We start from the raw sequence: 26,514 nt of genomic DNA, 5'->3' as shown, positions 1-26,514 counted from the left end.
TATATGATGCAGAAACTATTAAAATGCACACTTTTTATGAGTTTATTATTTATACCTTTTAGCTATCCTGTCACTGAGTATAGCCCGGATGAATATATTAGCATGATTAAATAACCTATATTCTATGAAAATAAAAATTTACTGCTTATCCCTTTTCACCTTGCTGGCATCCCTTAGCTATGGTCAGTCAAATCCTGTAAGAATACTTAACAACATTTCCCTGCCAAAAGATACGGTTATAAAAGAGGCGCTGTTGCGTAGCCTGGATGGATTCCTGCGCAGTAAAGACAGTGCAAATGCAGCAAACGGTTTTGTATCAAAAGCAGATCTCCTGGAAACCAGCCTGTTAATAGATGAAATGAAAAGCATTGAAAAAAATGCCCGGTCCAATAGCAACAACTTTTATAAACCTTACCTGACCAATGTTATTCAAAGGGATGAACAAACTTACCTGCTACAGCTGTCATACCTGGGAACCAGGGAAGATACGGCGATACTGAGAGGGAGCTTCAGGCTGCTGGCCAGGCAGGAGGCAGACCGGTTTGTTTTCCTTTCTCCATTAGCTACAAATGCCATGCTTTGGAAAACCTGCCGGATGGATAATGTTGTATTCAGGTACAAAGAGAAGATTAACCTGGAGGAAGCAAAAAAGCTGCAGCAGATGCTCGCATACTATGATAAAAAGATCGGGGTGCCCCGGCAGCAGATCCGGTTCTATTGCTGTGATGATTTCGAAGAGGCATTGAAGCTGATAGGAGTTGAGTATAAGGCCATTTACAACGGGTATAACCATCTTTCCCTGTATACCTGCCACAATAACCAAACATTAATCGTTAGCGGAATGGCTAACCGTACGGGGTTTAATGAGTTTGACCCGCATGATCTGTGGCACGAGCGCTTGCATAATATGTACTCCACCGGGATCATTAACAAGCCGGTAGATGAAGGTTGCGCTTATTTATACGGCGGCAGCTGGGGTATTGAATGGAAAGAGATCCTGGCTGCATTCAGGGACTATGCTGCCAAAAATGAACATGCCGACTGGCTTGCCCTGTACATCAGTGAGCAAAACTTTGTGGAAGGACCCAAACGGTTGAATATTGCCTATGCCATCAATGCCCTGATCGTTCAGCAGCTGGAAAAAGAAAAGGGGTTTAATGCCGTGAAAGCGCTTTTGTGCTGCGGTAAACGTGAGAAAGGAGATGAAAATTATTTCAGGATTTTGGAGAAGGTAGCAGGTATTAGTAAGGGTGTGTTTAATAGTAGGGTGGAGCGTTTGATTGCCGGGAGGTAAACATATATGATTCAACGCAAAGCCACGGGAAGCAAAGATAGCCAAAGCTTTGGAGGCACTGGGATGAACCATTCTGATCAAATACAATAAGCTGCATGATCCTGGCACTCAATATGCCAAAGACCATGATATTAAATTGGTAGAAATGCCCAGCTTCACAGGTAGCAGCAAACTAACCGGCTATACCTGCGAATAGGTTGTTGGAATCAAAAAGGTATTCCTGATAGTAGAAATAGTATTTGCATACTGAGGGTCTGCTACTAATTTTTTCCATTCAGGATCCGCTACGAAAGCGGCCCATCCTTTGTCACGCTCCTCCATGCCAGGGCAAGTGAGCATATAAGTGAGACGGGGTTGCCGGTCGCCTGCAATCACTTCACCAAAGAATACGGGATTTAAGCCGGCCCTTTTAAAAATGGGAAACTCGCCGTCATGAAACATTTTAATTTTTCTTCTTACGGCATCTTCACTATAGCCCTCATACGTTCTTAACTCAAAGACCCGGGATTTACCTGCCGGGGCCACCATTTCAGGCCAGCCATCAAAAGCAATCATCAGGGAAGAGGTAAAGCGGTTATATAAAGGCTTATCAGCCGGTATGCTGTTATACGCTGCGCTGTTTTTAATATAACCTGCATCTGCCTTTACTTTCATATTTACCGAAATGTAGTTATCAAGAGAAGAATAAGGCACCAGTAAATAAAACTTAGCTGGTTCGGACGGTCTCCATTCCTTGAATACGCCCACTGTTTTTACACCATATTTATTCAATGCAGGAATAAGCGCCGTCTTAAAATAATCCTCCAGCTGCGCAGGGTTGGAGCCAAAGCGCATTTCATATTCACGCCATTCGTAGGCTTCTTTTTGTGCGGGCTGCTTATCAGCCGCTGTTGCAGCATTAAAGGGTATTGCCATACCTGCAGTAGCCGCAAGCGAAGATTGGAGGAATTTCCTGCGTTGCATATTGATTGTAATTTTGGTTTGTAGATTAATTCGTGGAATATAGCTGCTGAAGATCTGCAAAAACAATCAATTAAACAATAGCGGTTTTTGGGGTATTTAGGTATTTAGGCGCTGCCGGCTCCGCGGCTGAATAAACCGGTATTACCTGCTTCAGCCGCGGCCCGGCACTGGATAATTTCTTACTAAGCTTTTGCTTTTCATAATCTATTTTACCGTATTTACCGCTGTGAAAATCCCTGTAGGCATCAGCGATCTCCAACATAGAGTTCATGACGAATGGACCTTTCAGGGAATTTTCTGGTACAGGATCAGTGAACTAAAAGCCGGTACGGTGATAACACCATTATAGGAATTACCAGCCAGATCGCTGAAGTGAACGACCGATGCTGCAGCTGTACCGGTCTTGTTGTAATACAAGCCTGACGCAGTATTCAGGAAGCTACTGTGTGCGTCGTACCCGGAGACGGTTTGCCAGCTGGCAAAGGTCCTTGTAGTACCAGGGTCGGTACTGGATTTTGTGTAAAAGGCGGCTGCACTGGTGTTGCTATAATAGTTACTATCCACTGTTCCGAAGGAATAAAGGTCGGTACCTGGTGTAATAAATACGGAAGTCAGCTGGCCGGGAGCGCTATTGGTCAGCTGATCTTTTTTCAATGACAGGCCGGTAATGGGAATACCGGGATATTCAACTACACAGCGCTGGCACCATCCATTACCATAGAAATTATTGCCACGGGTGGTAATCCCCGATCCGTGAATGTAGATACCTCCGGTGGTATTGTAAGCACTCGTGCAGCCGGTTAAGGTAACGAATGTAGAATGGCTGTCGAAATAAAAGCCCATGGAGGCATCTGTTGAATCATACTTTACGCCCGCTGAAGACCGCTGACCATGTAAGGCCATACAGTTGGTCAGCGTACGGCCGTAGTTATAGTTCTTAACAGCGCCGTCCCATGTATAAAAACCGCCACCATCTATCTTGGTGATGCAGAACGTATCCACAACAACATTAGTGATATTGACACTGTCTCCGCCAAAGTGAAGACCGGTGTAACCGCTATTGAGGATGGTCATGTTCTGAAAAGTATTAAAGCCCATAGGATTAGCCCATCCTGAATAGGACTTACTGCCATCCGGCTCTCTTTGGCCCATTCCCGGGATGGTACCACAATGGTTGATCAGCACATTTTTTGTCAGGCAATGCTGGGAAGTGTTGCCTGTGATCCTTGCACCATTGTTCTGGAAATAGTCCAGGGTATCATTAATGAAATTAGTGCCGGGGCACTCATTGCCTAACAAGCAGTCATTTCCGCCATACCTGAAAAGACAGTTTGTGAAAGTGTGTCCGGTTGTATTGTTAATAAGAACAGATGCAATGTTGCTTCCTTCGAAGTCCATGTTGTAGATGTCGTTATACTTAGTGCCAAAATTAGCATTGCAGAGCACATCGAGGATGGGTACTTTCAGGACATGTGTCCCTTGTCCGCCCGGCAGGTAAACCTGTATACTGTCTACCGTGTATTTATTGTACCAGCGTCCTGGGATGGCCGTTAGCAGCAGAGTGCGGGCATCGTTTTCGATGAAATATCCGCTGCCCCTTTTAGAGGTGGAAGTGAAGGTAGTATCAATGGTAATGGTGCCGGACGCCTGGCTTACAATACGGCCCGTGTCAATCAGGTAAAATTCACTATGAGCCACCAGTACTGCTCCGGTCCAGTTATAAGGAGAGGAGGAGAGGTTGGCGGCATACAAGGTCCTTGGTTGAAGGGAATCATACGTAAGGTAACCTACGTCTGGCCAGCGGCCCATAGGCTGCGGGATGCCGTCCATTACCAGCATATTTGTTTTGACTGTGAGGCCCGGACAATAGAATCTGTATATATTACTGCCGGAACTTATTGGCGTACCATTGCTAAGCGTATAAAAGCCATTGATCACTGTCCTGGCAGCACCACCGTAGGTGGTGTAAACAATATGTGAGGAGGAATTGCCACTTCTTTTAAGATTCAGCGGCTCATTAAAAACATCGCCGGACTTTAAAAATATGGTATCGCCGGCATTCAGAACGGTGCTGTCACTGATCTTTTTTAAGGTTCGCCAGGGAGTAGCAGCGGAGCTGGTTGTATACGAATCCGAGCCGCTGGAAGAAGATACATAATACTTAGTTGCATGAGAAAGCAGCGGAAAAAGACATAGGATCATCAGTAGCTTTTTCATATATATTATTTTGAGGGTTGGGGCAGGCACCATTATAGTGCGTATCATATTAATAACGATGAAATACCCTGTTTTATTTTTAACATCCCATATGATAAAAGAGAGGCCTCATTTTTACCTTTGAGATGTCCTACATAAAGTAACAAGCTAATGGAACCTTCATATGTTCCTGTTTATAATACCGCCCCCGCAAACAACCAAACAGATTATTTATCGTCTTTAAGTTGCGCTTCAATGGCCGCTTTATCGATTACGGACCATACTTCTATGATCTTTCCATCGTGAAACTGGTAGAAAACATTTTCTGTGAAAACTATGTTCCTCCCATTAACAGGAAGGCTCAAAATTGGCATCATTGAATAGTATCTCTAAAGGAAAAATTTAAATATGATTTATCGTCACTTCGAATTGGTGCGAAGACCTGTAATGTTGAAAGATTGAACATATTTTTTGGGTTTCTTACCGATGTGCTTTTCAAATACTTTCGTAAAGTGACCCAGGTTCTCGAATCCCATTTGATAACCTGCTTCCGATACTGATAGATTTTCCTCACGCAAAAGCCGTGCAGCCTCTTTCATGCGTAAGTGTTGATAGTAGTCGTAGATACCCATGCCAAATACCTGCGTAAAAAGTTTGCGGAGCTTTAGCTCATTCATACCTGCAATTTGCTTTAATTCCGCTATGTTACTGGGTTGGCTCAATGACGAAACGATTTTGTCCCGTACCCGGTAAACAGCTTCAATTTCCTTCTTGCTCAGTTTCTGACCAACAGCATTTTGGCGATTTCGCAAACTCTTAAACAGATGGTAAAGCAGTTCCATTGCCTTGATCTTGTAATAAAAACTACTCATCGTGGCTGGCTCTTCCTTTTTGACGATGTCGTTTACGGTGCGTAAAATGTCATCGGTCATCAATTCCTCTATCCAAAAATTATTAGCACTATCAAAAAGGAACAGAAAGTGTTCAGACTCTTCCTTCAAAAAGTTTTTCAAATACCCGGCGCTGATGCTGATGGAGACATGTGTTACCCGGGTATTTTTTTTAAAATGTACCTTTTGGCTGATAGCATAAGGAAAAATACGCACATAAGGCGGCTCTGTATTTCCGTTAGCTTTACGCTCGTCCGTTTCATCGTCCGCATTATCTTCAAAGATGTTGTGAAATACAAAACCGATACCGTCTGTTATATCGGATTTCCCGGTTATACGTGTGAAATCATTTGTGGTGAAAAATGATCCGAAGTGCATGGCCATGTCAGGTAAGAATGTAAATCCTTTAAAAAAGTTGACCTGAAAATATTGCAACTCCTTTTCTAAAATTAAACCGAGCTTGTTGGTGAATTGAAAAATTCTGCCGTCAATATACTTGTTGCCTTGTTCTTTCATTTTTTCGACTAAAAAAAGTAGTTAATCGAATATTTTACTTGTAAAGCTACAATTAGTTTTGCAGTATAAACAAATGCATTACAGTAAAATAAAATTCAAAGTGATGAAAAAACAAGTGCTGATATCTGGAGCAAGCTTTGCGGGATTAACGTTGGCATACTGGCTAAATAAATTTGGTTACGGGGTGACAGTACTGGAACTTGGTAAGGATCTGAGAACAGGCGGCTCACCGATTGATGTGCGTGGTGAAGCATTGGATATTGCCAGAGAAATGGGCATATTTGATCAGATCAAAGCCAATGAATTTGTTCATACCGATGAGATCGTGGGTGCTGAAGATCAAACGCTGGCTACATTCGCAATAAATACTTTGCCGGAATATCTGGGTGATATTGAAATTCACCGTGGAGATCTGGTAAGAATCATCTACGAGGCCATTCCAAAAGATGAGGTTGAAATAATTTTTGATAATAGCATATCCACATTGGTCCAGCATGAAGATCATGTGGAAGTTTCCTTCGAAAAAGGCGAAAGCAAAACTTATGATTTAGTGTTCGGAGCAGACGGCACCCATTCTATTGTCAGAAAACTTACTTTCGGACCTGAGGAAGAGTTTAAGAAGTTTCTGGGTGTTTACTTCGCATTTGCCGGCGCAGATCAGATACAAACAGGCAGACCAGGATCTACAGGCATAGTGTATCGCGAGCTAGGCAAACAGGCAGTGATCTATCAATTCCAAAATGGAGTGAACACTATCCTTGTTTTCCGGGCACCCAAACTGGATTGGAATTACCGGGATCGCGAACAACCGAAGCGGATTTTAAGAGAATATTTTGCTGGTAATGCCAATTGGAAACTCCCTGAGATACTAGATTCAATGCTTGGTGCCGACGATCTTTATTTCGATGAAGCTTGTCAGATTCAAATGCCGGTTTGGACGAAAGGCCGTATAGGCCTGATAGGTGACGCTGCATACGCGCCGAGCTTTTTCACAGGCATGGGTACCAGCCTGGCTATGCAAGGAGCAACTTTGCTGGCTAAACAACTGCACGCCAATAACGATCACCAAATTGCTTTTGCAAAATACAACGAACTGTTTAAACCTTTTGTTGAGCAGATTCAGGCACGCGTTACTCATAGTTTAAAAGTTCAACTACCGGAAACGGAAGAAGAACTACAAGCATCTTTGAAGGCTTGGAGCAATAACCAATAAACATAAACACCCGGTTGGAATTCCCAGTAGCATTGGATTATAAAAGATAAGAGAATATGAGAAAGTAAAAGAAAGGGGATTACTTCCCGATACAGAATTTACATTCCGTTGATATTCATATATTTGCGATCAAATAGGCCCAATCCACTGCCACTTTACTTTCAAATTCATTTTCGTATTTCCATTTCAGTTAATAACCCCTGCAATTTCATTTTTTAATTACTCAGGCGAGGATCATTATCGGTTATGCGACCCTGATGTTATCAGTAAAGTTAAGAAAAAATAGAAAAATGGAAGCAACGGAATTGCCGATAGTTTCTCCTATAATTTCGCCTGGCTTTTTAACAGTCATTGTGTATTGCAGCCGGTTTCTGCCTGATGGCAATATTATTTTTGATGTGGCAGTTCCGGGTAGCCGTCAGGAGGCAAATCCGAAATATCTTCCGAATCCGCAGCGATTCTGGTTATAGTGCTTTTTTCGGGATCTGATGGATAATATTCAATAAAGTACCGCCCCATTTCTGCATCCAGCATAATGGAGGTCCGCCCATAATATTGCTTCCCTTTTACTTCAAATAAGTATTCATAATTTTTTCCGCCCCCCCTTGAATTGGTCAATCGCCTAATGCTTTTTGTAATCGTATACCGGTGCTCTTCTGCAAGTTTATTTTTTGTGTTAACCTTATTCACGAGGTAATAAGCAGCGGCCGTCAAACCCACTAATAGAATAAAAAAGAAAATAATTCGTATGCTCTTCATTATTTAAAACAAAAATTTACTTCAAATCGAATAACCATGGGCAACCATTAAAGAGGGAAAAGATAAAAATGAACAAAGTAGAGCATCTCATAAAAATGGCTCCTATATTACGGATATACTCTTGTCCAGGTATAGCCGCCTGCGCCGGTCGTTATTGTGAATCCCTCATCAAACCAATCCGCCTCTAAACGGGCATTTCTTTGCAATGTTGCACCGGCCTTTTCATGCCCAGCCGGGTATTTTCGATTAAAATAGGGAGGATCTCCTTCGATTGGCTGCCCATCGACTACGCCATCAATAGCCACAACCTTAGCATATTTCCCATTACTCCATGTTTCACGGCTTACAAAAAAACCCATCTTACAACCATTTTCGATATACATTTCGAATAGATTTTTTTTATTAGACATTGCAGAATCAATTTTATAAGACTGATTGATTTAATAATTATCTCCGCCAAACTAAACTTCTTTGATTTTGATTAAGATGGATGTAACCGACTATATCACTCAAAAGATACAGCGTAATTATCTAAGAACACTGAAAACTAATCATTAGTTTAAGGGTAACCGGCATTATCCCACCACCTGCACCTTCCGTTGGTATTCTAAGACTAAGCCAAAACCTTTTTTAGGCAGCCCGTCGAGGAACTTAGACATTGCTTTCTGCTTTGCTTACCTTGCTTCTTAGTGAACTTCAGCTTAAAGTTTATGTATCCAGAACATGCTTTATCAAGGCTTCTAAATTGGTAATTGCCAGATGGAATGGTGGCATATCGCTAGTTTTTGCATAGGACATGCCTTCTACGAACCGTATATACTCTTTTTCGTATTCGGGATCTTCTTTGATAGTAGTAATGGCTCGGGAGAATTTTTCTTTAGGTGTCAAACCTACGAGCTTTTTTGAACGCGAATCATCCTGCTGCAGTGTCATTAGTACCATTTCCTTGAATTTTGGATGTGCAATACCAATGGGAGACAGTAGACTAAGATCATGTAAATGCCGCACGATTGAAGGATCATCGCCCTCGGCGCCTCTTTCCCTTTCTACAGTACGCCAAACAAAGGCACTAGCTTTGTCGGAGGCATTTTCGACAGGATCAATGCATGGGATGCTTTTAACCTCAGGCGGGGCGCCGGCAGACTGTGCTAAAAATGAAGAAACAGACAGCGTTATGCCGGAAAGCATTAACGTGGCGATAGTAAATTCAACGAGTACATGCGGGCGTAGGGCCTGATCGCGGTCAAATAGAGTGGGGTAATTAAGATTGATTGCGAAAAATTGATTGCCGTTCCTCGCTATTAACTCCTTATCCTCTAATTCGGGAAATGCTTCCTTTAAATGAGAAAACATGGCCTTTTTTAAGGCCGACAACCTCGCCCTTTTCTTACTCTGCGAAAGGCCTTCTAAACTCGGGCAAATAACCCTGAAGTCAATGTCTTCGGAAAACCTTTTAAGGATGTGATGCGCTTTTGAGAGCGATGTGCCTCCACTAAAAACCATTACAAAATCTTCGTGCGAAAATTCCGCGATAAGCTTTATTACTTGTGTTACGAACCAGTCTTTTTCTACAAATGCCGGGGCGATTTCAAGTTCGGCGGCAACATCTTCTATGGCTTGCTTAGAAGGTAGTGCGTTCATAATAAATTCGCGCATCGTTGTAGGTGATCTTTCGGGATACACGATCTTTTACACCTATCATTCTTCCAGTAGGTATTTGCGTCGAACGACCTTCTGCGTAATCTTTTTCAGCCTGGGTTGGGACAGTTTGCACACCAAGGCGTGCTAAGGCCTTTTTTGCTAAATTAGGCAAGGATTCTGCAGGTAGAATCTTTCCATTTACAGAAGAAACTCTTGTTTTAGCATACAAGCCATATCCAATTCGTACCAGCTTCCCTTTGCTAACTAAGCTCATGAGGGCACGACCAACCTGGTCATAGCCTCCGAGATCCTGAAAATCCTCCCGAAGTACGACCGGTGATTTCATGCGAGCAATTCTCGCTGCAATCTTGCCTTCTATGGTACTTTTATATTTCATTGAATATCATCCTAAACTCACTAAAAAATCAGTGTATTGTGAGACAAAAATACGACATTTTGACTATAACTTTCAATTATTGATCAATGGGATAGACGACCTTAAAAAGATATATATTATCTAACTGAATGGTTATTGATTTTCAAATACTTATACTAAAAACTATGCCGGCAACCTAGAATCTGGCTAACAAATACCGTCAGCAATTATATGGATTTTCTAAACCATAAAAACCTATACCTCACCCCTTTGCGTACCCGACTATGGTTTGAGAAGGAATAGGCCATGCAGAAAGTACAACTCCGGCAGTATCGGAGTCTTGGATCCGATAATTGTTTCTCCAAAGTGTATCAGCAATTTCATGCCCGGCGACAACAAAAGAAATATCTCCAGTGTAACTTCGTAAAACCTGATCAATAAAGTCAAACACGTGAAAGCGACTAAGGCATGTCCATCACTTCAGAACTACAGTAATCATTGTTAAGGACGATATGGTCCTATCTTGGCATTCACATCATCCCTGATAGCTTGAACGATTTGGTTGAAGTTGTAAGTTGGGTGTCGCTTAATGTAACCAAATACAACCCAGCGCATCCGGACAGTTAACAAAGGTAGTGTATAGGTAAGTTTAGTAAATGCAGGGGCATTCATTTTACCACCATGATCTTGCATGTTTCTTTGCTCATAAGCTTCTTCAAGCAATGCGTAATAGGCATTGCGTTGTGATGTAACCCACTTTTTTGTTCGCCTGACATATAAATCTTTAATGGCAAGACGAAAAAAATCACTTTTTATTTTCTGGTTGAGTTCCTTAAAATCCGAATCTTTCCTAATATTATCAAATTGTTCGTCTATTGTGAGTCCAATGTCGTTTGCGCCGGTATTCATGGGATGTATGGCATTTCGTAAGTAAGAATATACCTGTGGAAACCTGAACTGCTTTTCATACAGCATAAGGGCGCCTGAACAAAATCCCTTAATGCCTTTGCCGACTGTTTTATCGTTGAATAAAACCTCAAGGTATCCCCATAACCTGGCAATATTAACATCTCCCCTTGCCTTTATGTATTCCATTTCCTGCGCTAGGAATTCCTGCTTTGCTGAAGATGGATTTTTTTCGAAAAACTGGTAGGCGTTATCATCCAGTTTAATTTGGTCGATGCTTGTTATTAATTTATGCTGGTATGCCGCCTTAAACCAGTAACCATAATTTTTACGGTCAGTGGAAAACAAATAGTCTCCTTTCTGAAAAGAAAAATTCCTTCCAAGCGCTACCTCCATGAAATCTAAAGTACTGGATAAATCTTTTAAAGCGTTGCGATGAGCGCCCTCATAAGTAACGCTATCTACCCGGACTTCAGCGATTGCATATTCGGAGCCAGTAAAAAAGCTTTCTACATAAGGATCACCGGCAGCTTTGGCAATATCGATCATAGCCTTTTTATCTGGGTGATCTGCGGGGTATATTTTAACCTTCCCATGTGAAAAGACATAGCCTTCTGGCATGATAATATCGCTTATTTTAAAATTCACATCCCATTCTTCTGGCTCCTTTTCTGAAAAATAACCAATGGCATCCAACGTTTCCTTGATAGTCTTTTTGCTAAAGAATTCCCGCTTGGCATCGTCAGTTGAGATATGCTTAGGATATGGAAATTTATTATATTCATTGGTCATTACCACATCGAATAATTCCCTGGCTTCCGCACGACTTTTCCGTTTTATGATAATACCAGATGCCAATAATCTGGAATGAAAGGCAATCGCATCGATATGCTGCTCCAACGGGTGGTTGCAAAGTATCATATTCTTCAAGCTTTCAATTGAACTTTTTAACATTTCAACTTCCAGCTCCTTTTCCAGTTCCGCCAATAGTACTTTCAACGAAGACAAATGCGTTATTAAATATTGAGATTTTGTGCCAGCGCTTCTCCAGCCATCATACCATTGAATGACTGGCTTGTATTTAACAAAGTTCTTAGTATACCCTTTAGGGTAGGCTTTCAATTTCGCGAAATGGTTCTTTAGATAAGTAGGGGCTTTGTCGAGCAAATTATGGTTGAGTTGAAAAATAATTTTGTCGACCAACGCATAAGGGGTCTCAATTTCGAAGGCGGGTAATTGGCCCGCGAAATGAACAAAGTACTGGTAGTAATCCGCGAAAAAATTCAACTTTCTTTCCTGGACAGGATATTTTGCAAACCGGATTCTATTTAGTCCAACAGGCATCGCCAGTAATTTAAATTATCTAAATAATAGTACGAGCCGGGGTTTCCCTTGTAAACCCTACGAAACGAGAAAACCAGAATTTTCTGTTTTCTGGAAAGGTGTATTGATGTAAATTTGGTAAACCCTAGTCATTAGTAAGTAGCTCTGAATTTGAATCCGGATCCTGATCATGCGTTAGAACCATGAGGCATATAGGGTACGGCGGTTACAGCAGCCATTTCTATTTTTGAAGGCATGGCACTGAGCATCTCTCCCGTTAATAATCTAGGTAATTACACTTTTTTAATACTAGGTAAGGAATTATTATCGGTTATGCGCCCTGACATCAATAATAAAATTAGGAAAAAATAGGCAACTTAGAGCAAATGGATTCCTCTATAATTTGGCCATTCCAATACGAAGTATGGGCTATATATTGAAAGATCGTTCTCTGAAATTCTGTGGATAAAGCTCTGGGAGCGGATCGGACTGCCAGTACTGTTTGGTGGCAATATCAAGGATAGTAAGCCGTCCGCTGTGTCCAGCACCTGTATCTATGTTATAAATATTGAGTGCCTTGGACGGCTTATCTGTCCCAATCTGTGTGGTAGGTGTATGGCCTATGTATACTTCTAACAAGTCGCTTTCGGCAAGAAATTCGTCTGGAGAAATTGCATTTCCATAGTATTTGTGGCATTGGATGGCTTCGGACCATAATGTTCTGTCCCAGTAAAAGTCCTCTGCTTTTTGTTTGGTAATGGCCATATGTCGGTTAAACCCGGCATGGACGACGCAGCGTTGTTTATCATCGATATAAAAAAGTCGCTGTTGATTAAAAAAGGCTTTATGCGTCGAAGGAATGTCATTGCTAACCAAGGCCGTTTTATAACCACTACCCGTGGCAAAAAACCGCCGCTCTTTGCCGGCATGGCTCAAATAGGAAATCAGTGTTCCCTTACCACCAAATTTCCAAAAAACAGGGTGAAATTCTGTTTTAATGAAGGTATCCAACCAGTCATCGTGATTCCCCTTCAGAGCGATCAAATGCTTTATCTCCAAGAGGGCCTCAACACATTCATATGCCTCGGGATACCCATCAACGACGTCACCTAATTGTATCAAGGTATCTTTCTCTAAATCAAAACTGCAACGCTGCAGGCATTGTGACAAGGCTTTATATGCTCCATGTATATCTCCCATCACCAAGGTCCTCATGATTCAACTGTTTGTTGTAACCTCTCTCCTATTTTCGTCCAATTTAAGTCAAAATAAGTACAAAAATATATAGAAGAGTGGCTACTATATCTCTTTTTTATAGGGCTTCATTCACTAGCCGAATAGTTAAAAGGCCGCAAATTTCGAGTTGCGGCCTTTTTATTGAATTTCGAACAGATATGCTTACCTGGTCATATTATTTTTGTTAGTTGTCTGAATTCTTCAACGCCGCAAGAATAGCCGGATTTAACGTAGCCATATAATCTTTCAACGACTTCTCGCGATCGGCATCTACCTTCATCATCTCAAACTGAGGAGCCTTATCTGTTTGATCGCTAATGTTCACTAATTCGATCTTACACTCTGGTAATACATGAAATTCTATTTCTGACTCTTTACCTCCAAGTATAAACTGTTCGCCTTTCCATTTTCCTAATGAAAAGAGATCATCTAGATAATAATCGGTAGGCTTACCACGATAAATAAGGAACTCGCATTTGGTCGTACCTTTCTCTTCTATGACCAAGGAAACTTCAAAACTGTGCATCATTGGACGTACGATTACTTTTGCAACCAGATCGTCCCGTTTTTTATTAATGAAAGCTTTATAAGTTATAGCGAAATCGAAGTTTTGCTCCAATATTTTGCTTTTTATCGTTTCAAGCGTTGAAGGATTTATACGTTTCTCCTTTTCTGCAAGCCTAAGCAACCCAGTTTGAAATATTTCCAAAAATAGTGTTTGCTTTTCAAGAATCGATTTCTGGTGATACTCTTTCCCAATAGGGATTCTTACATTTATATATACCTCTTTCCCGATTTTAGCTATTACTTCCTGTAATTCGCTGTCTCCAATATGGTTGACGTGAATATATGTGTAAGGATAACCGCCCATCTCCTGCCAAAGATGGTCATATATATAAGTAACAGCTTCTGTATACTGTGTCAATTCTCCTTCAACTACTGAACCGAGTCTAAGCATATATCATTTTTTAAGGTCTTATCTGTACTCGAGGCTTATAACCCCATGTATCAATGTGTAACTTAACAGCTGCTTTTTCCACATCCGATGCGCTTTGTCTGTCAGGTGTAAACATCACTGTTCTCCAGTCAGCGGAAGCGCCAAAAATGGCTTGCATCATGGGCTTTTGCAGCTCTGGCCTATCAAAACCAGTTGAGTACATGTCAGCAATCCCATATTTAAGTGTCGGAGTACGTCCATCCGTAGGGATAAAGCTGAATTCATATACTAAATGTGGATTTGTGTTATCTAATCTGTTACCATGTTTCGCAAACGGAACCGAATATGGTAGGGAAGGTACTGCGGGCTTACCCGGCGCCCTTTTGTACCATAGTCTTTCTAATTTGTCTGATAACAAATGAAACAACCATTTCGCACCATCTACATCTGCCTGAAGTTTCTCCTTTAGATCATTACCTGCGGCTGCCCAGTCTGCCATAGACGGGAACAGGCCTGCACTTCCTGCAGCTGCGCCTGACGCTACTAATCCACCTTCTGCCAGTGGTAGTAAGGCAGGAGCAAATGCTGTTTTTGTATTACTTTTATTTTTGTTTTTATCTTTATCCTTATCGTTATCTCCATCAAAACTTGCAATTAAACTGTTTTGTAGCTGTGCAAATAACGCTTCAGCATCTGCTCCTGTATAACTAATCCCTCCGTCAACAGCAGAAACATCCATCCCATCTGGATCAACAATACTAATGGGATTATTCAATGCATAGACATATGGCGAATAGTCCTCGTATTTTGATGACATGGGATCTGGAACGTGCCACCTCCCGATTTGGGGATCTTCCATTCTTGCCCCGTAGTCATACCACTCCAAACCGTCAGCACTCCCAAATTCATTCCGCTGTATTTCCTTGGCATTAAAAAGATATTTATTCTCCAGTCTTCCAACGGCCGTCCTGCTGACACCATACATGGTAAGACCAAACGGATAATAATGGGTCTCCTCCAGCAATGGACCGGTAATATTCTGCACCACAATGTTGTCAAAAAACACATCCTGAGCGGATTCATTACTTGTGTAGACGTACAGGAAACCGCTTTTTTCTATCGGCATTTTGTCTACTGACAACACTTGCAGTTCATCCGGGGTACTTTTTACCTGCCGGACACCGCTATTTTCATCCACTAAGTTAAACTGATCATCGAATAAAGCAAAACTCAGATAGGCTTTTGGTCGGTTCAGTTGGCTTTCATCGGCATTCTTCTCCTTTAAGTGTTGAAAATCATTGCTGTTGAAATTCCCAATAGGCGATTCTCCCTGAAGTTGACTAGCTGCATCATGCGAAAGATCTGCTGAACCAGGTGTACCAGCAAATGCCTGTACCAAGGAGGCTAACATTTCCTCAGGTGTTGCTGATTTATTATCTGTAGGACCGGTAGATTTATAAAATGCCCGGGTTCCGACCTGGACCGTGTCCCCGGCCATCACTCTTAATACCAGTGAGGGGCCAACTTTTTTGCCGCCATCTGCGGCACTTAGTTTAGCCACAAATTGATTATCTGTTGTAGATTGATCTTCCGGATAGCCCACAGGTTTTGTAGAACGGGTTTCCTCCACATTACTGAATAAGGCTGATTCGGTAGCCGAATTATTTTCCTCCATGGTTGCAGCATACATGCTAAAATCTGACTGCTCAGTTAATACCATTCGGACGTTACCTAAATGGTCCTTTACATAGTAATCGTATTTGAAACTTACGGGTTGCCCGGTTTTATATGCTGCACGTACCCGACCTTCTTCATGACTTACAAATTGCAGCGTATCATTCAGGTAAACGAAACCTCCGATATAATCCGTAGTAGTGATTTGAGATGTAATGTTATTAGTTACAATCTTACTGAGCTTATTGCCGCTTGCATCATATATGTATTTGATATTACCCTTTCCGGGAATTACAATGCTATCCGGCAGGTTCAAATGGTTATATCGGATAACAGCGATATTTTTATTGGAATCACAAACGATATTACCGCTGCTGTCATACCGGTAATCAGACAGTTCGTTGTTTTTAATTTCCCGGAAATCACCCAACTGGCTGGTAGCGTTATTTTTCTTGTCTGTAACAAAAGATAGTTTATTGCTATTAGGTAAATAGCCGTACTTCAAGCTGTCAATGGTTTGTATGGCAGTACCATTCATACCGCGTTGTTTCATGAACATAATGTTTCCATTTGGATCATAACTAAGATCACTGACGGAAAAGTCCATTTTATCCTTTGTCCAGCCCGTACTACCCTTATTAACCTGGCTGAATTCAGCTCCTGTTAAACGGTTAGCATTATCATAAGTATACCCATAGGCGCGAGAGATGCTGTCGCCCTTGCTTTTCCACCTTGTACCGGCAATATTTCCATTAAACTGGTTGGTTGTGAAACCATAATCATAGCTCAATACCTGACCAAACCAGTTACCATAATTGGTTGCTTTATCAACATAGTCTTTGTTAATTGATTTAAGCCATCCACGGACGTTGAATTCATAATTCAAAGTTTCTATCTGACCTGTGGCAGTGGCACCGAGGCGTTTACTTTTCAACTGCCCAAGTTCATCATAAGTGTTGAATGCAACGGTTCTTTGCAGCGTATCATTTACGGTTTTTTTCAATGAATCGAGCCGGCCAGCATCATTATAATGCATCATTGTAAGTAAGGTAACCTGAGGGGTAGGTACGCTTTGCGGGTTCTTATGACGTATATAGCTACTAAGCAATTTTCCGTTAAAATCATATAGGTAAGTAGTGACATCCTGGCCACCATTTATATTGCTGGATACGGTTTGAATTACTCTTCCTTTATCATTGTAGAAAATAGTGGTGGTCAGCCACTGGTTAGCACTACCAAGAACTTTTATTTTTGTGCCTGTTATCAGCCCCTTCGTGAGACTACTGGTTGCGGTTATAGGTTCTGAATAGGGATTACTGCCTTCTTTTGGTTTACCAAAATCAGTCGTTAGAGCTGGCTGAGCTCCACTAAAACTGTAATTGTCATAAAAATTATTAGTAAGCTCAGTCAACGCGTTTGCAGGGATGCTTGGTAAGGGGTTGGTTCCTATAATGCCATTCATTGTGGTTTGCAAGGCATCCCTTGTACTGGAGGAACTATATAGAGCAGTGGATGCCGGCCTGTTTAGCGCATCATGGAAAGTAATAAGCCATTGATTCTTCACTTTAAGATTGCCATCTCTTGTAAATACTAAACGATCCCTTACATCGTATACCATTTCGATTGAATCTGCCCCTGGTATCTTCTTAACTATCATTCGGTTAAGATTATCATACCGAAAGAAGAAACACAACTCCCGCGCAGTTGTAGCGTCAACTACCCAAGAAGTGCTGATAAGTGAAACAGCCTTAGGTGGTATCATGCAACGAAGGTTCCCTGCATCATCGTACACATAGTAGGTACACAACCAGCCGGTATGTCCATCAGCGGCACCAGTGGTTAGCTCAATTCGTTTCAAAATAATACGTCCCTCTTTATCCTTAAACTCTATCAAGCGTATGCCCCGCTCATCTTTTGTAATTTGTTTAGTGAGTTCTCCTGCCACATACTTACGACCGGTTGCACTGGTAGGTATTATACCACTTGAAGGCAAATCCCATATGCGAACCGAATCCCCCGTTGTATTCATTTGATATGCATGTTCAATCGGCTTATTGACCCATGAATTACCAGGTGCGTAGGCCTTTTGTGTGCGGTTAGAGGTGGAGTTTTCAAAAATAGTTTGATTGTAAAAAATCTTTTCCAGTTTTAAACCCGGATTTTGGGTTGTGTCCGTAAGGAACGTGTATTGAGCACTAAAAGGGCTTGTCTTAAACTTCCCATCTGCGGAATTCGTTGATACATATGGAAGGTATTCAAACTGCTCTCTGCTAAAGCCGTCATAAATACTTGGAGTGACTATATCTTTCAATGAATTAGACATGCCCTTTTTCACTGTTTGAAAAAGCCGTCCGATCCCATCAAAATAATCGGTCGTTTGTTTTACAGATGCAACGGTTGTGGCATTCTTCACCGCTGTTGTATCAGTGGTGGACATACTTGGTTCCCAAGTGCGAATATAGTTGACGGTGGTATTGGAATATGCAGCGGGAGTTGCTACTGGCGTAGCCGCTGGCTGGATGCTCGCATTCGGTGTTTGAGCGATGGTAGCTGAATACCCTACCACAGTTAATCCAATTATCCAGCAAACGATATATACTAGTAGTTTTTTCATTTTTCTTATTTTAAGGGCAATGTTATTGAGTAATGGGCTTTTGCAATTGATAATCGAATTGCTTTAGGATTTTACCGTCCTTATCCTTTATAACTTTTAGTCTGCCAACCGCATCATACTCATAAAGAATGGTATAACCCTTAGGATCAGTTTCGCTGGTAATACCAACGCCCTTCAGATATGTGTAGGTAGTTACCAAAGCACCGGCTGTTGCCGCGTTCGTACGAATCTTGTCAAGTTCTATGCGCATGTTGGAATCTGTTGTGGTAGAGTCCTGAATGATTGCCTGGCTTACCAAACCATAAACTGTGTTGTAATTAACGGCTCCAACGATTTTAACTACAGGTACTGTATTTCCATATCCCCATAAATAGGTTTCAGTCATATCATTAACTTTGCTTTGTTGCAGCAAATTTCCCGTGTTGTCGTAATTAATAAACTGTATTCTGTTAGAATAAGCATTAGTGAAGTACCGCTTTGCAACATACTCTGGCAGCGCCAAATTATTTGACCAATACTTAAAGTCTGTTTTTGTGCTTTCAGCGTGGATGCCGTTTGTAGTGATGACCCGCTCCAGGACAGGAGCGATGATGTGCCTTGCGGCCAAAGTATCTTTTCCCTGTTTAGCAGAAGCTGATAATCCACTAATTGCATCCTGTGGCCTGCGTTCTTCTACTAGGACAGTTTGACCTTTACTATTATAAGTGAGCTGGCGACTGGGGAGCATGTGAGCGGGATTGTCGTAATAATTGATTTGCCTTACTGTTTGCGAAATACCGTTGTCACCGTAGGCAACAGTAGTAGTAGAATCGAGCCTTTGCCATTTAGAAGTGTGATGGTAGTCGTTGAATCTAAATTCTGCGGCAATGAATCCTGCTCCTCCGGTATTTCTTTCTGTATGCTTGTAGATCATTCTAAGGCCCCAGCCGCGTACATATTCATTACTTTGGTAAGATGAGGGGGTATACAGATAATTCCAGTATTCGGAATCCTGGCGTATTGAGTAGTAGTTTGTTAATGCTTTAAGTAATGTAAAAGTGCCGGTTGTTTCTTTTCGGTAATCGCGCTGCTTTAACAATAACCCATTTTGCCAGTCTTTGCTTTCAGAGGGAACAAGAGGGTGCCATTGGTTGATAGTATTGCGGGGTGCAAAGGAATATTCAAATTCACTTTTCCCATATTCGCCGTTTTCCCCATTTAATACGGCGACATTAGTGTAAGCAACACTACCGCCATTAATGGAGCCAAGCGGCATAACGGAACTGGTAGATTGTTTCCAATAATCCGCGTAACTGTAGCTACCTGGGGGATAACTTGTATGTGTGTAACCAGCGACATAAATCGGCTCGTAGTTGATCTTACCGCTGGATTTTGTGGCATCGGCAAATTGTCTGTAAACATATCGTTTCACTTCCGGGATACCATTCATTAATGGATAAGTTGTAGTCCGTTTAATGCGCACCCCGCCAAGAAATCTGTTTTCATTAACGACAGTCGTTGTTTTTTCATAGTAGGTAATACGCAGATATCCACCACTATAAGTATCATTGGTAGTAATTGACATGGTATAGGTACCAGGTGCGAGATCTGTCAGACCGATGCCAGCTGCGGAAGTAGAATTATAAAATGTTCGGTAGTAACTAGCTGGACCAGTAAGAGTAACGGTTAATGGAGGATTTTCGGGTTCTGGTTCCAAAATCGAGCCACTACCAGCATTGTAATAAGCCTTGAAGGTCATTGTCTCTGTTGGTGCGGCTGGTATTACAAAAGTTTGGGTAACTGTTTGCCCTATGGTAGAACTTTGATATAGCTGTTGGTCACGGAGGACGTAACTATAATTATTACCGGTGAAATAATAGTCATTTGGCTCATATTCCAGATCTGTATAACCGCCTGTTGGATAGGTAATCCGTTTGAGGACCCCGATTTTGGCATAGCTGGTATCAATACTACGGTCAGCACCGCTATTAAAACCATGATCAAAGTCTATGGGCAATAATGTACTATTGCTAACTTTTCCATTCCAATAGCCCCAGTGATCCTGCTGGTAAGAAAGCCTGTTGGGTAATTGTAAAGAAGTGTCATAATCAAACTTATGTATAGCGCCCGCCATATCGGAAATACGTTCCAGCTTCAGACGGCAATCATCGGAAAAGCTGGGGGGCATGGATCCATTGAAGTAGGATTGCGTGAGACTGTATTCATTAAGCAATTTACCTTTAAAGTTTACGGTTATTTTGCTTAAACTTTTAGTACCGGGGAGATCTGCCCTATCCGAAGTAGAATATGTAAATACAATATTATGACCTATGGAAGAAGTGATGCTATTGAGTTTTTTGCCTGAACAGTCAGTCACTTTATTAATATTTGAGCATTCTAAGATGCCCGGTCCATAATTGCCTGGTATGATATCATTACGTGCTTCTGTCAGGTTAACCTTATAGGTGTAGGTAATGGTGGAATAATTAAATACTATATAGTTCTTATCTGGTAAGTCGATCCTTGAAAGCATCCAACTTGCATTGGGCTGCGCCACATTACAGGTACTTTCCAATACCGTACTTTCAACATCGGTATTATAAAAACTGTACTTAACGCCATTCTCGTCTGTGATGATAAAATTACTTCCGTTAAGTTCTATTTTAAGATTGCTAACGGGGATGGTATGTAGCTGCCTTTTCTGATCGAAGAAAAATTGCCCGCTTTTACCGGCAAAATTAAAAAAATAGAGGTCCGGCTCTCCGTCACATACTCCATCCGCAAGATTCTTGGCAAGCAGATATGACCAACCTCCTGGTACATCTGTAGCATTTGGATCATATACAGGGGTAAAGGGCTGGTCCGGCAAAGTTTTATATGGATCTCCATTTAAATTGACGAATCCATTGAAGAGCCAATCTTGCAGTCCATTAACTGTTACGGAAATTGTTCCACCTGCACTAAGAGCCCAACCCAAGCCTACATCGGAGGCCATATCTTCAACCTTTATACCACCTCCATGATAAGCAAGTGAAATAGGCAAATCGAAGTCTTTGATCTTAATATTATAAATCGGAATTGAAACGGATGGAACGCCGGTGTAATTGCCTACAGGTACATCCCCAAATCGTCCAAGTGCAGCAGCATTTGGCGTAGATGGTATAATGGACTTTATTTTTACCTGCGATTGTTCCTGCGTTTGCGCGTGGGTTGAAGCCTCTAGAAAAAGGAGCACAAACATTATGGAAATAAAACTTCTCATAATAATACTTTTGAGTGAGAATGATGAATTCTTTAATTTTTAATGAAAATGTTTTTGTACTATTTGCTGCCGTTTGTTCGGCGTGTTGTTGGCTGCGTCATATAGGGATCTTTTTTTGATGATAGATGTTGGTCACCTTTTATGGAATGACAATCAATCAAAGACAAAATTATATTTACACTACGCATACTATAAGCGTGGTTAAAAATTATACCCTAACCTTAACTTGATAGGATCCGTTCTTGGAACATGTTGGTTATATAAAAAGTCGTACAGCAAAATGACATTGCCTTTAAGCTTGCTGTTGATCTTATATTTCTTACTAATACCGATTAGTGCGCTGCTCTGCCAGTTGTTTATGACCTTGAGCTGCTGCATGTTCTGAAAGTTGCTGGTGTAATTCTCTTCAAAACCGCCATTTAGATAAATGGCGCCTTTCAGCTTCCAGTCCAGAAAAGAGCGCAAGCCCATGCCCTGGCTGGAAAAACGGATGTTGTCAAACCCGGTGCCCAAGCCCAGCTTATAGGCAGCGCCTACACCTGCCGTGCCACTCTTATGGAATTTGTAGGCTACCTGCCCGGCAATGTCGCTGGTGGTGGGATAAAATTGCGTAGAGCGTGCGAACTGCATGTTACCGCCAAACTCCAACCGCTGCAAAAAGTTTTTGGTCTTCATTTCATTGGGCTTAAAGTCTGGCATATCAGCTGCATTATCTACATCGGGGAACTTTTTCTTCAGCTCATTGAACTGCTCACGGGCCTGCGACATTTGCTGGTTTACAGCTGCGCGTGCATCTGGCCCGCTGCCGCCTAAACGTTGTTGTATAAGCTGCTCTACCTGGTTGCGGGTTTGCAGGCCTTCTAGGTTTTGTGCAGTGTTACTGCCGCCGGAGAGGTTGAACAAACCAGCCAGCTGGGAATGTTTTTGCAGGAAGTCGTTATAGGCGGGTACTTTCTTCAGCACCTCCATGGCTTTGGCTTCTACTTTCTTTTTGTCTTTGAGTACTTCTTTATATTCTTTCAGCTGCTGACCGTAGTAATAGGCTTCCTTGTTATATTTTTGTAAGTCTTTTGTGAAGCCGGCGTACTGCGCCAATTGAGCTTTCAATTGTTGCCGGCGTTCACGGACATAGGTTTTAATTTGTTCGGCCTGTTGGAACTTCGCCTGCAGGTCCTGCACACTTTTCAGGGAACCGCTTACTTTATCCTGTAAGGCTTTGGATTGGCCGCCAAGATCTTTGGCACTTTTCAAAAAAGAAAGAGAGTTCTGCAGCGTATCTAAGTAACCGGAATAACTGGCACCCAGCTTGGAAGGATCATATTTGACTGCGTTATGCTTTAAGTTGGCTTGTAGGCTGCCCAAAGAGTCGATAGAACGGGAAAAGATATTGTTTGCCGCAATGGAGTCGATCTTTGCCAGTTTAGTGCGCATCCTCCTTTCCTGGCGGGCCAAACGCGCCAAGGTTCGTTCGGAACAACTGCCTACACGATTGCTGAATTTGCCCGACTTGGAACTAACTTCCAAATAGTACTTTTGCGGCAATGATGTAAGAGCGGCCATACTGCTATCCTTGTGGCGGTCAAAGGGATTCTGCCGGGCTTGAGCATGTAAGCAAATAAACAATGAAAATAATAATACAAACAATCGGACGTGCATAAAGGGACAATAAAAAATCAATTGTCAAATAATGTAGTTTGACCTAATATTGTTTTACTTGGATATACCAACATTCAACCTGCTCTGAGATACTGTAATAGGTAATAGGTAATAACTACAGGTATAGATCAATCAACTGGTAGATAAGATTGACAATCTAATTAGAGGCAAGGGCTAAAAACCTACTATAATCTTCACTAATGTTTTAAATAACCATTTTATAAAGGATGGGATATGTAAAATAATAAACGCAGTAATGCTAAGAATTAATGCAAATAAAAGTATTTCTTCCAAACGAGCGAAATTAATTTTACGTGACATAAATTTTCCGTAGAAATACGGTTACCCACAAACGCGTAGCTTACGAACATTTTTACTGGACCAAGTTTTGTTTGTATATTATTTATTGAGAAGAAACAATTCTAACGGCCTACACCCGTCAGTAATTTTGGGGATACAGAACGGGCAAAGGATGGGATAGCCGGCATTCAAAGTATTTACATGTATAATTTGAATACCATGCTCCGGTTTACATTTAATGATCAATGGGTATTAAGTTATAATATGTATGAAAATAACAAGTATTAAATTTCATAATTCAAAAAGTCAATAGCATTTTTGCGACGTTTACCAAATAAAGTGAAATGTTCACCTGATCTTAGAACGCCAATTTACTATTCCTCATAATATTTGCAAGTCGAAACAACCAGCTGACGTAATGCCCCGAAGTAGTAAATGATTTACTCCAGAAACTGCGATGTCAAAATTGGGACTAAGAATTAACATAACCGAAATAATAGATACTTGATAATAGTTTAAGCCTGCAGCATTAACATTATCAAATTAACGACTGAATATATCTTTTTATTTGAATCTCCCCATTTAAAACTACGCAGATAAATTCTAAATGGGAACGAACGCAATTGTATACATTGCAAAGTTTGCATTCAGGAAACATGAAAAATCCAGGGAAAACAACCCATGTCGTTTAGTTAATCAAAAAAGGGTGTTTTTCTCGTGTAGGATCAATAGAGATGGTTCGTAAATTCAGGTAGTTATAAATGCGTGAAAGCATGAGGTAAAGCCTGATCTACTTTGCTGTCGACGAATAAAAAACGTCGATCAGTGATCTACTCTCAGATATTAAATAACAATTAAAGACTTGATTTATGAAAAGAATGCGGTTAATAAATACGATTATTCTCTTACTGGTGGCATCCCACAGTATGTCACAGAATCCCGTTACTGTTGGTATAGGATTAACACAGCTTTCCGATCAGTTGCAAAAAGCAATTGAAAATGCCAAAAATGCGGGTTTAAATTTAGAGATTGAAGCAGGTAGGGAAGTCGCACTATCCATAGAAAATTTTAAAAACGCCTACGCTTCGAGTCTCAATTTGACGTTCGATAAACTTGATCATACAGCAACAAAACAGTTCGAATCGTTAAAAAGCCTTACCAACCAAATTAAAGATCAGACGGTGACTTCTTTGCTCGATGTAACTGCCAGTGCGCAACAGATCATAGACGCATTGCCTTTTAGAAGCCACCAGCCTCACCTGCGATCATTTACACCATCTTACATTGTTCCGACCAACCATAACTATGATGTTACTATTATATGCAAAGGAAATTTCGAGGCCGCGGGATCAAAAGATTACCAACCAACACTAAAAGTTGGCAAACACGTGTACACGTCTGGAGGAGGAAATCAAGGCCTGGAATTTCATGTACCTATTTCAACTTTCATGGAATTGAATGGGATTGAAAAGAACAAGTTTGGATATATAAAATGCGAATTGAATGTACCGTGGCGTGACAAGATGTATTTTATTTTTCCCTCTAAAAAGGTGGACACATATAATTTATATGTGGGTACATTGCCTAAACAACCTGGCGAAATAGTTCTGATACGCACGATCAATACCCCTATGCAGAAAGATTCAACGATCACCAATAATCCGCCATTTCGTCAATCTTCCTGTTCTGATGGAGGCAATAATGATAAGCCAGATGTACCATGGGTCATACATCCAACTCCTGGTTGGACAGTTATTCCCGGTAGTAGTAGTATTAGGGCTGTTGATGGTAGTCAAGGTGATTATGGATTCCGTTTTATATCTGATGCGGGGAATATGGTTCAATATAATGTCAGTACTTTTCACCATGGGATCACAGGTGGTCCCTCCGGGTGTGTAAATTTCACCATTACCCTTAAAGAAAGCATGAATTATACACAGCAAACCTTTCAACAAATCCCGTATGATATAAATTGGGGCGATTCCAGAACAATAGATTTTTCGGAAGGAGAATGGAAAATTACCTTTAAGGCATTTGATGGCTCTGTAAATGAACTTGCTGGAGTGGACAATACCAACCCTTTTATTCAAATTATTAAAACAGGAATGACATACAAGATTGTTACCACGAACCCAAGCGTCCTAACCTGGCACTAAATTATTTATATGAGCAAAAGTACTTGTGTTGGAGAACTCTGTTAAAGTACCTTTTTGCTTAACTAAACAATATGGGGGAAAACACAGCATAGCGCTAAAACCATTAATCCGGTTCTTACATTGGTTTTTCAAAAAGAATTTAAAAACACAAAAATACCCCAACGTATATGAAAGTCTTAAGCTGCATTTTTCTAATGTTAACACTACCCGCATGCGACGGTATTCGCGGCTGGTTTCCCGGTTATACTGATCCGAAACCCTCCCAGGCAAAGCCAGACCAGGGATGCAATAAGGATTTGACGGTCCATTATAAGAATAATTGTTCAAAGCAACTGATAATGTATTTTACCGAGATAACGCCCGGTTCGAGTTTCCAGTGCGAAGGCCTTGGTAATCTCGGTATGATAGTGGTCAATGAAACAAAGTCGGTCACGGTCCATAAGGGCAAAATCGGCTACTTAGTATTTGCTGAAGACCCAGAAGGCAGGTGTAACAGCGCGCATAGAAAATCTGAGGCATGGGTAAACTGTGAGCAATCAAATAATGAAGAGGCAACTTTTAATGTTTGCCGGTAGTTAACAGCCACCTTATGCTAAAGGCGACAAACCGGACTAAACGAAATG

18 protein-coding genes are annotated in these 26,514 nt (G+C 41.3%); 3 read left to right on the top strand and 15 right to left on the bottom strand.

What is annotated here, in order from left to right:
• Window positions 1-124 precede the first annotated feature (124 nt).
• Window positions 125-1,294: a hypothetical protein gene (locus BMZ54_RS23210; protein ID WP_089917923.1), complete on the top strand. Its 1,170-nt coding sequence runs from the start codon at window positions 125-127 to the stop codon at window positions 1,292-1,294.
• A gap of 180 nt (window positions 1,295-1,474) precedes the next feature.
• Here BMZ54_RS23210 and BMZ54_RS23205 read toward each other — a convergent pair whose 3' ends face one another.
• The 5 genes from BMZ54_RS23205 to BMZ54_RS23185 all read right to left on the bottom strand — a co-directional run bounded on the left by BMZ54_RS23205 (window position 1,475) and on the right by BMZ54_RS23185 (window position 5,859).
• Entirely contained in the window at window positions 1,475-2,257 is a 783-nt protein-coding gene (locus BMZ54_RS23205) for an NIPSNAP family protein (protein WP_089917921.1), read from the bottom strand.
• Window positions 2,258-2,327: 70 nt separating this feature from the next.
• Window positions 2,328-2,528: a hypothetical protein gene (locus BMZ54_RS23200; RefSeq protein ID WP_089917919.1), complete on the bottom strand. Its 201-nt coding sequence runs from the start codon at window positions 2,526-2,528 to the stop codon at window positions 2,328-2,330.
• Window positions 2,529-2,542: 14 nt separating this feature from the next.
• On the bottom strand, window positions 2,543-4,474 hold the full coding sequence (locus BMZ54_RS23195) for a hypothetical protein (protein ID WP_143081114.1): 1,932 nt from the start codon (window positions 4,472-4,474) through the stop codon (window positions 2,543-2,545).
• Between the two features lie 206 nt (window positions 4,475-4,680).
• Entirely contained in the window at window positions 4,681-4,827 is a 147-nt protein-coding gene (locus BMZ54_RS23190; RefSeq protein ID WP_238386684.1) for an ester cyclase, read from the bottom strand.
• Window positions 4,828-4,872: 45 nt separating this feature from the next.
• Window positions 4,873-5,859 (bottom strand): helix-turn-helix domain-containing protein, encoded by a 987-nt coding sequence (locus BMZ54_RS23185; protein WP_238386657.1) that lies wholly within the window; start codon window positions 5,857-5,859, stop codon window positions 4,873-4,875.
• A 103-nt stretch (window positions 5,860-5,962) separates the two neighbouring features.
• Here BMZ54_RS23185 and BMZ54_RS23180 point away from each other — a divergent pair, with 103 nt between their 5' ends.
• Window positions 5,963-7,072 (top strand): FAD-dependent monooxygenase, encoded by a 1,110-nt coding sequence (locus BMZ54_RS23180; protein WP_089918475.1) that lies wholly within the window; start codon window positions 5,963-5,965, stop codon window positions 7,070-7,072.
• Between the two features lie 387 nt (window positions 7,073-7,459).
• Here the strand turns inward: BMZ54_RS23180 and BMZ54_RS23175 are convergent, their stop codons facing one another.
• The 10 genes from BMZ54_RS23175 to BMZ54_RS23130 all read right to left on the bottom strand — a co-directional run bounded on the left by BMZ54_RS23175 (window position 7,460) and on the right by BMZ54_RS23130 (window position 23,210).
• On the bottom strand, window positions 7,460-7,831 hold the full coding sequence (locus BMZ54_RS23175) for a hypothetical protein (RefSeq protein WP_089917916.1): 372 nt from the start codon (window positions 7,829-7,831) through the stop codon (window positions 7,460-7,462).
• Window positions 7,832-7,938: 107 nt separating this feature from the next.
• Window positions 7,939-8,241, bottom strand: coding sequence for a hypothetical protein (locus tag BMZ54_RS23170; protein ID WP_089917915.1), 303 nt, complete (start codon window positions 8,239-8,241; stop codon window positions 7,939-7,941).
• A gap of 298 nt (window positions 8,242-8,539) precedes the next feature.
• Window positions 8,540-9,487 carry a nucleotidyl transferase AbiEii/AbiGii toxin family protein gene (locus BMZ54_RS23165; protein ID WP_089917913.1) on the bottom strand — a complete coding sequence of 316 codons (948 nt, stop codon included), beginning with the start codon at window positions 9,485-9,487 and terminating at the stop codon, window positions 8,540-8,542.
• A complete protein-coding gene (locus tag BMZ54_RS23160) occupies window positions 9,453-9,869 on the bottom strand; it encodes a DUF6088 family protein (RefSeq protein ID WP_089917912.1) in 417 nt (138 codons plus the stop codon). Before BMZ54_RS23160 ends, BMZ54_RS23165 begins: the two co-directional genes overlap by 35 nt.
• 480 nt (window positions 9,870-10,349) lie before the next feature.
• Window positions 10,350-12,098: a hypothetical protein gene (locus BMZ54_RS23155; protein WP_089917910.1), complete on the bottom strand. Its 1,749-nt coding sequence runs from the start codon at window positions 12,096-12,098 to the stop codon at window positions 10,350-10,352.
• Window positions 12,099-12,506: 408 nt separating this feature from the next.
• Entirely contained in the window at window positions 12,507-13,292 is a 786-nt protein-coding gene (locus BMZ54_RS23150) for a metallophosphoesterase (RefSeq protein WP_202909333.1), read from the bottom strand.
• 205 nt (window positions 13,293-13,497) lie between these two features.
• Entirely contained in the window at window positions 13,498-14,271 is a 774-nt protein-coding gene (locus tag BMZ54_RS23145) for a hypothetical protein (RefSeq protein ID WP_089917907.1), read from the bottom strand.
• A 10-nt stretch (window positions 14,272-14,281) separates the two neighbouring features.
• Complete coding sequence (locus BMZ54_RS23140; protein WP_089917905.1) at window positions 14,282-18,538, bottom strand: DUF6443 domain-containing protein; 4,257 nt, start codon at window positions 18,536-18,538, stop codon at window positions 14,282-14,284.
• Between the two features lie 22 nt (window positions 18,539-18,560).
• Window positions 18,561-21,779, bottom strand: coding sequence for an RHS repeat domain-containing protein (locus BMZ54_RS23135; RefSeq protein ID WP_089917903.1), 3,219 nt, complete (start codon window positions 21,777-21,779; stop codon window positions 18,561-18,563).
• Window positions 21,780-21,980: 201 nt separating this feature from the next.
• Window positions 21,981-23,210, bottom strand: a complete 1,230-nt coding sequence (locus tag BMZ54_RS23130; protein WP_089917901.1) for a hypothetical protein — start codon at window positions 23,208-23,210, stop codon at window positions 21,981-21,983.
• 1,394 nt (window positions 23,211-24,604) lie between these two features.
• On the opposite strand from BMZ54_RS23130, the gene BMZ54_RS23125 reads away from it, so the two are divergent.
• The gene (locus BMZ54_RS23125; RefSeq protein WP_143081113.1) at window positions 24,605-25,891 is read left to right on the top strand and encodes a hypothetical protein; all 1,287 of its coding nucleotides are present in this window, start codon (window positions 24,605-24,607) and stop codon (window positions 25,889-25,891) included.
• Window positions 25,892-26,514 lie beyond the last annotated feature (623 nt).

This window comes from Chitinophaga rupis, assembly GCF_900109685.1.
In the GTDB taxonomy this organism is placed as follows: domain Bacteria; phylum Bacteroidota; class Bacteroidia; order Chitinophagales; family Chitinophagaceae; genus Chitinophaga; species Chitinophaga rupis.
This window is presented reverse-complemented; position numbering and strand designations above follow the sequence as displayed.

What these genes read in the sequence shown, in the direction of transcription:
- BMZ54_RS23165 (WP_089917913.1), bottom strand. Translation starts at nt 9,487, where the DNA reads ATGCGCGAATTTATTATGAACGCACTACCTTCTAAGCAAGCCATAGAA.
- BMZ54_RS23140 (WP_089917905.1), bottom strand. Translation starts at nt 18,538, where the DNA reads ATGAAAAAACTACTAGTATATATCGTTTGCTGGATAATTGGATTAACT.
- BMZ54_RS23210 (WP_089917923.1), top strand. Translation starts at nt 125, where the DNA reads ATGAAAATAAAAATTTACTGCTTATCCCTTTTCACCTTGCTGGCATCC.
- BMZ54_RS23185 (WP_238386657.1), bottom strand. Translation starts at nt 5,859, where the DNA reads ATGAAAGAACAAGGCAACAAGTATATTGACGGCAGAATTTTTCAATTC.
- BMZ54_RS23200 (WP_089917919.1), bottom strand. Translation starts at nt 2,528, where the DNA reads ATGAACTCTATGTTGGAGATCGCTGATGCCTACAGGGATTTTCACAGC.
- BMZ54_RS23150 (WP_202909333.1), bottom strand. Translation starts at nt 13,292, where the DNA reads ATGAGGACCTTGGTGATGGGAGATATACATGGAGCATATAAAGCCTTG.
- BMZ54_RS23135 (WP_089917903.1), bottom strand. Translation starts at nt 21,779, where the DNA reads ATGAGAAGTTTTATTTCCATAATGTTTGTGCTCCTTTTTCTAGAGGCT.
- BMZ54_RS23190 (WP_238386684.1), bottom strand. Translation starts at nt 4,827, where the DNA reads ATGCCAATTTTGAGCCTTCCTGTTAATGGGAGGAACATAGTTTTCACA.
- BMZ54_RS23130 (WP_089917901.1), bottom strand. Translation starts at nt 23,210, where the DNA reads ATGCGCACTAAACTGGCAAAGATCGACTCCATTGCGGCAAACAATATC.
- BMZ54_RS23180 (WP_089918475.1), top strand. Translation starts at nt 5,963, where the DNA reads ATGAAAAAACAAGTGCTGATATCTGGAGCAAGCTTTGCGGGATTAACG.
- BMZ54_RS23175 (WP_089917916.1), bottom strand. Translation starts at nt 7,831, where the DNA reads ATGAAGAGCATACGAATTATTTTCTTTTTTATTCTATTAGTGGGTTTG.
- BMZ54_RS23160 (WP_089917912.1), bottom strand. Translation starts at nt 9,869, where the DNA reads ATGAAATATAAAAGTACCATAGAAGGCAAGATTGCAGCGAGAATTGCT.
- BMZ54_RS23125 (WP_143081113.1), top strand. Translation starts at nt 24,605, where the DNA reads ATGAAAAGAATGCGGTTAATAAATACGATTATTCTCTTACTGGTGGCA.
- BMZ54_RS23195 (WP_143081114.1), bottom strand. Translation starts at nt 4,474, where the DNA reads ATGAAAAAGCTACTGATGATCCTATGTCTTTTTCCGCTGCTTTCTCAT.
- BMZ54_RS23145 (WP_089917907.1), bottom strand. Translation starts at nt 14,271, where the DNA reads ATGCTTAGACTCGGTTCAGTAGTTGAAGGAGAATTGACACAGTATACA.
- BMZ54_RS23155 (WP_089917910.1), bottom strand. Translation starts at nt 12,098, where the DNA reads ATGCCTGTTGGACTAAATAGAATCCGGTTTGCAAAATATCCTGTCCAG.
- BMZ54_RS23170 (WP_089917915.1), bottom strand. Translation starts at nt 8,241, where the DNA reads ATGTCTAATAAAAAAAATCTATTCGAAATGTATATCGAAAATGGTTGT.
- BMZ54_RS23205 (WP_089917921.1), bottom strand. Translation starts at nt 2,257, where the DNA reads ATGCAACGCAGGAAATTCCTCCAATCTTCGCTTGCGGCTACTGCAGGT.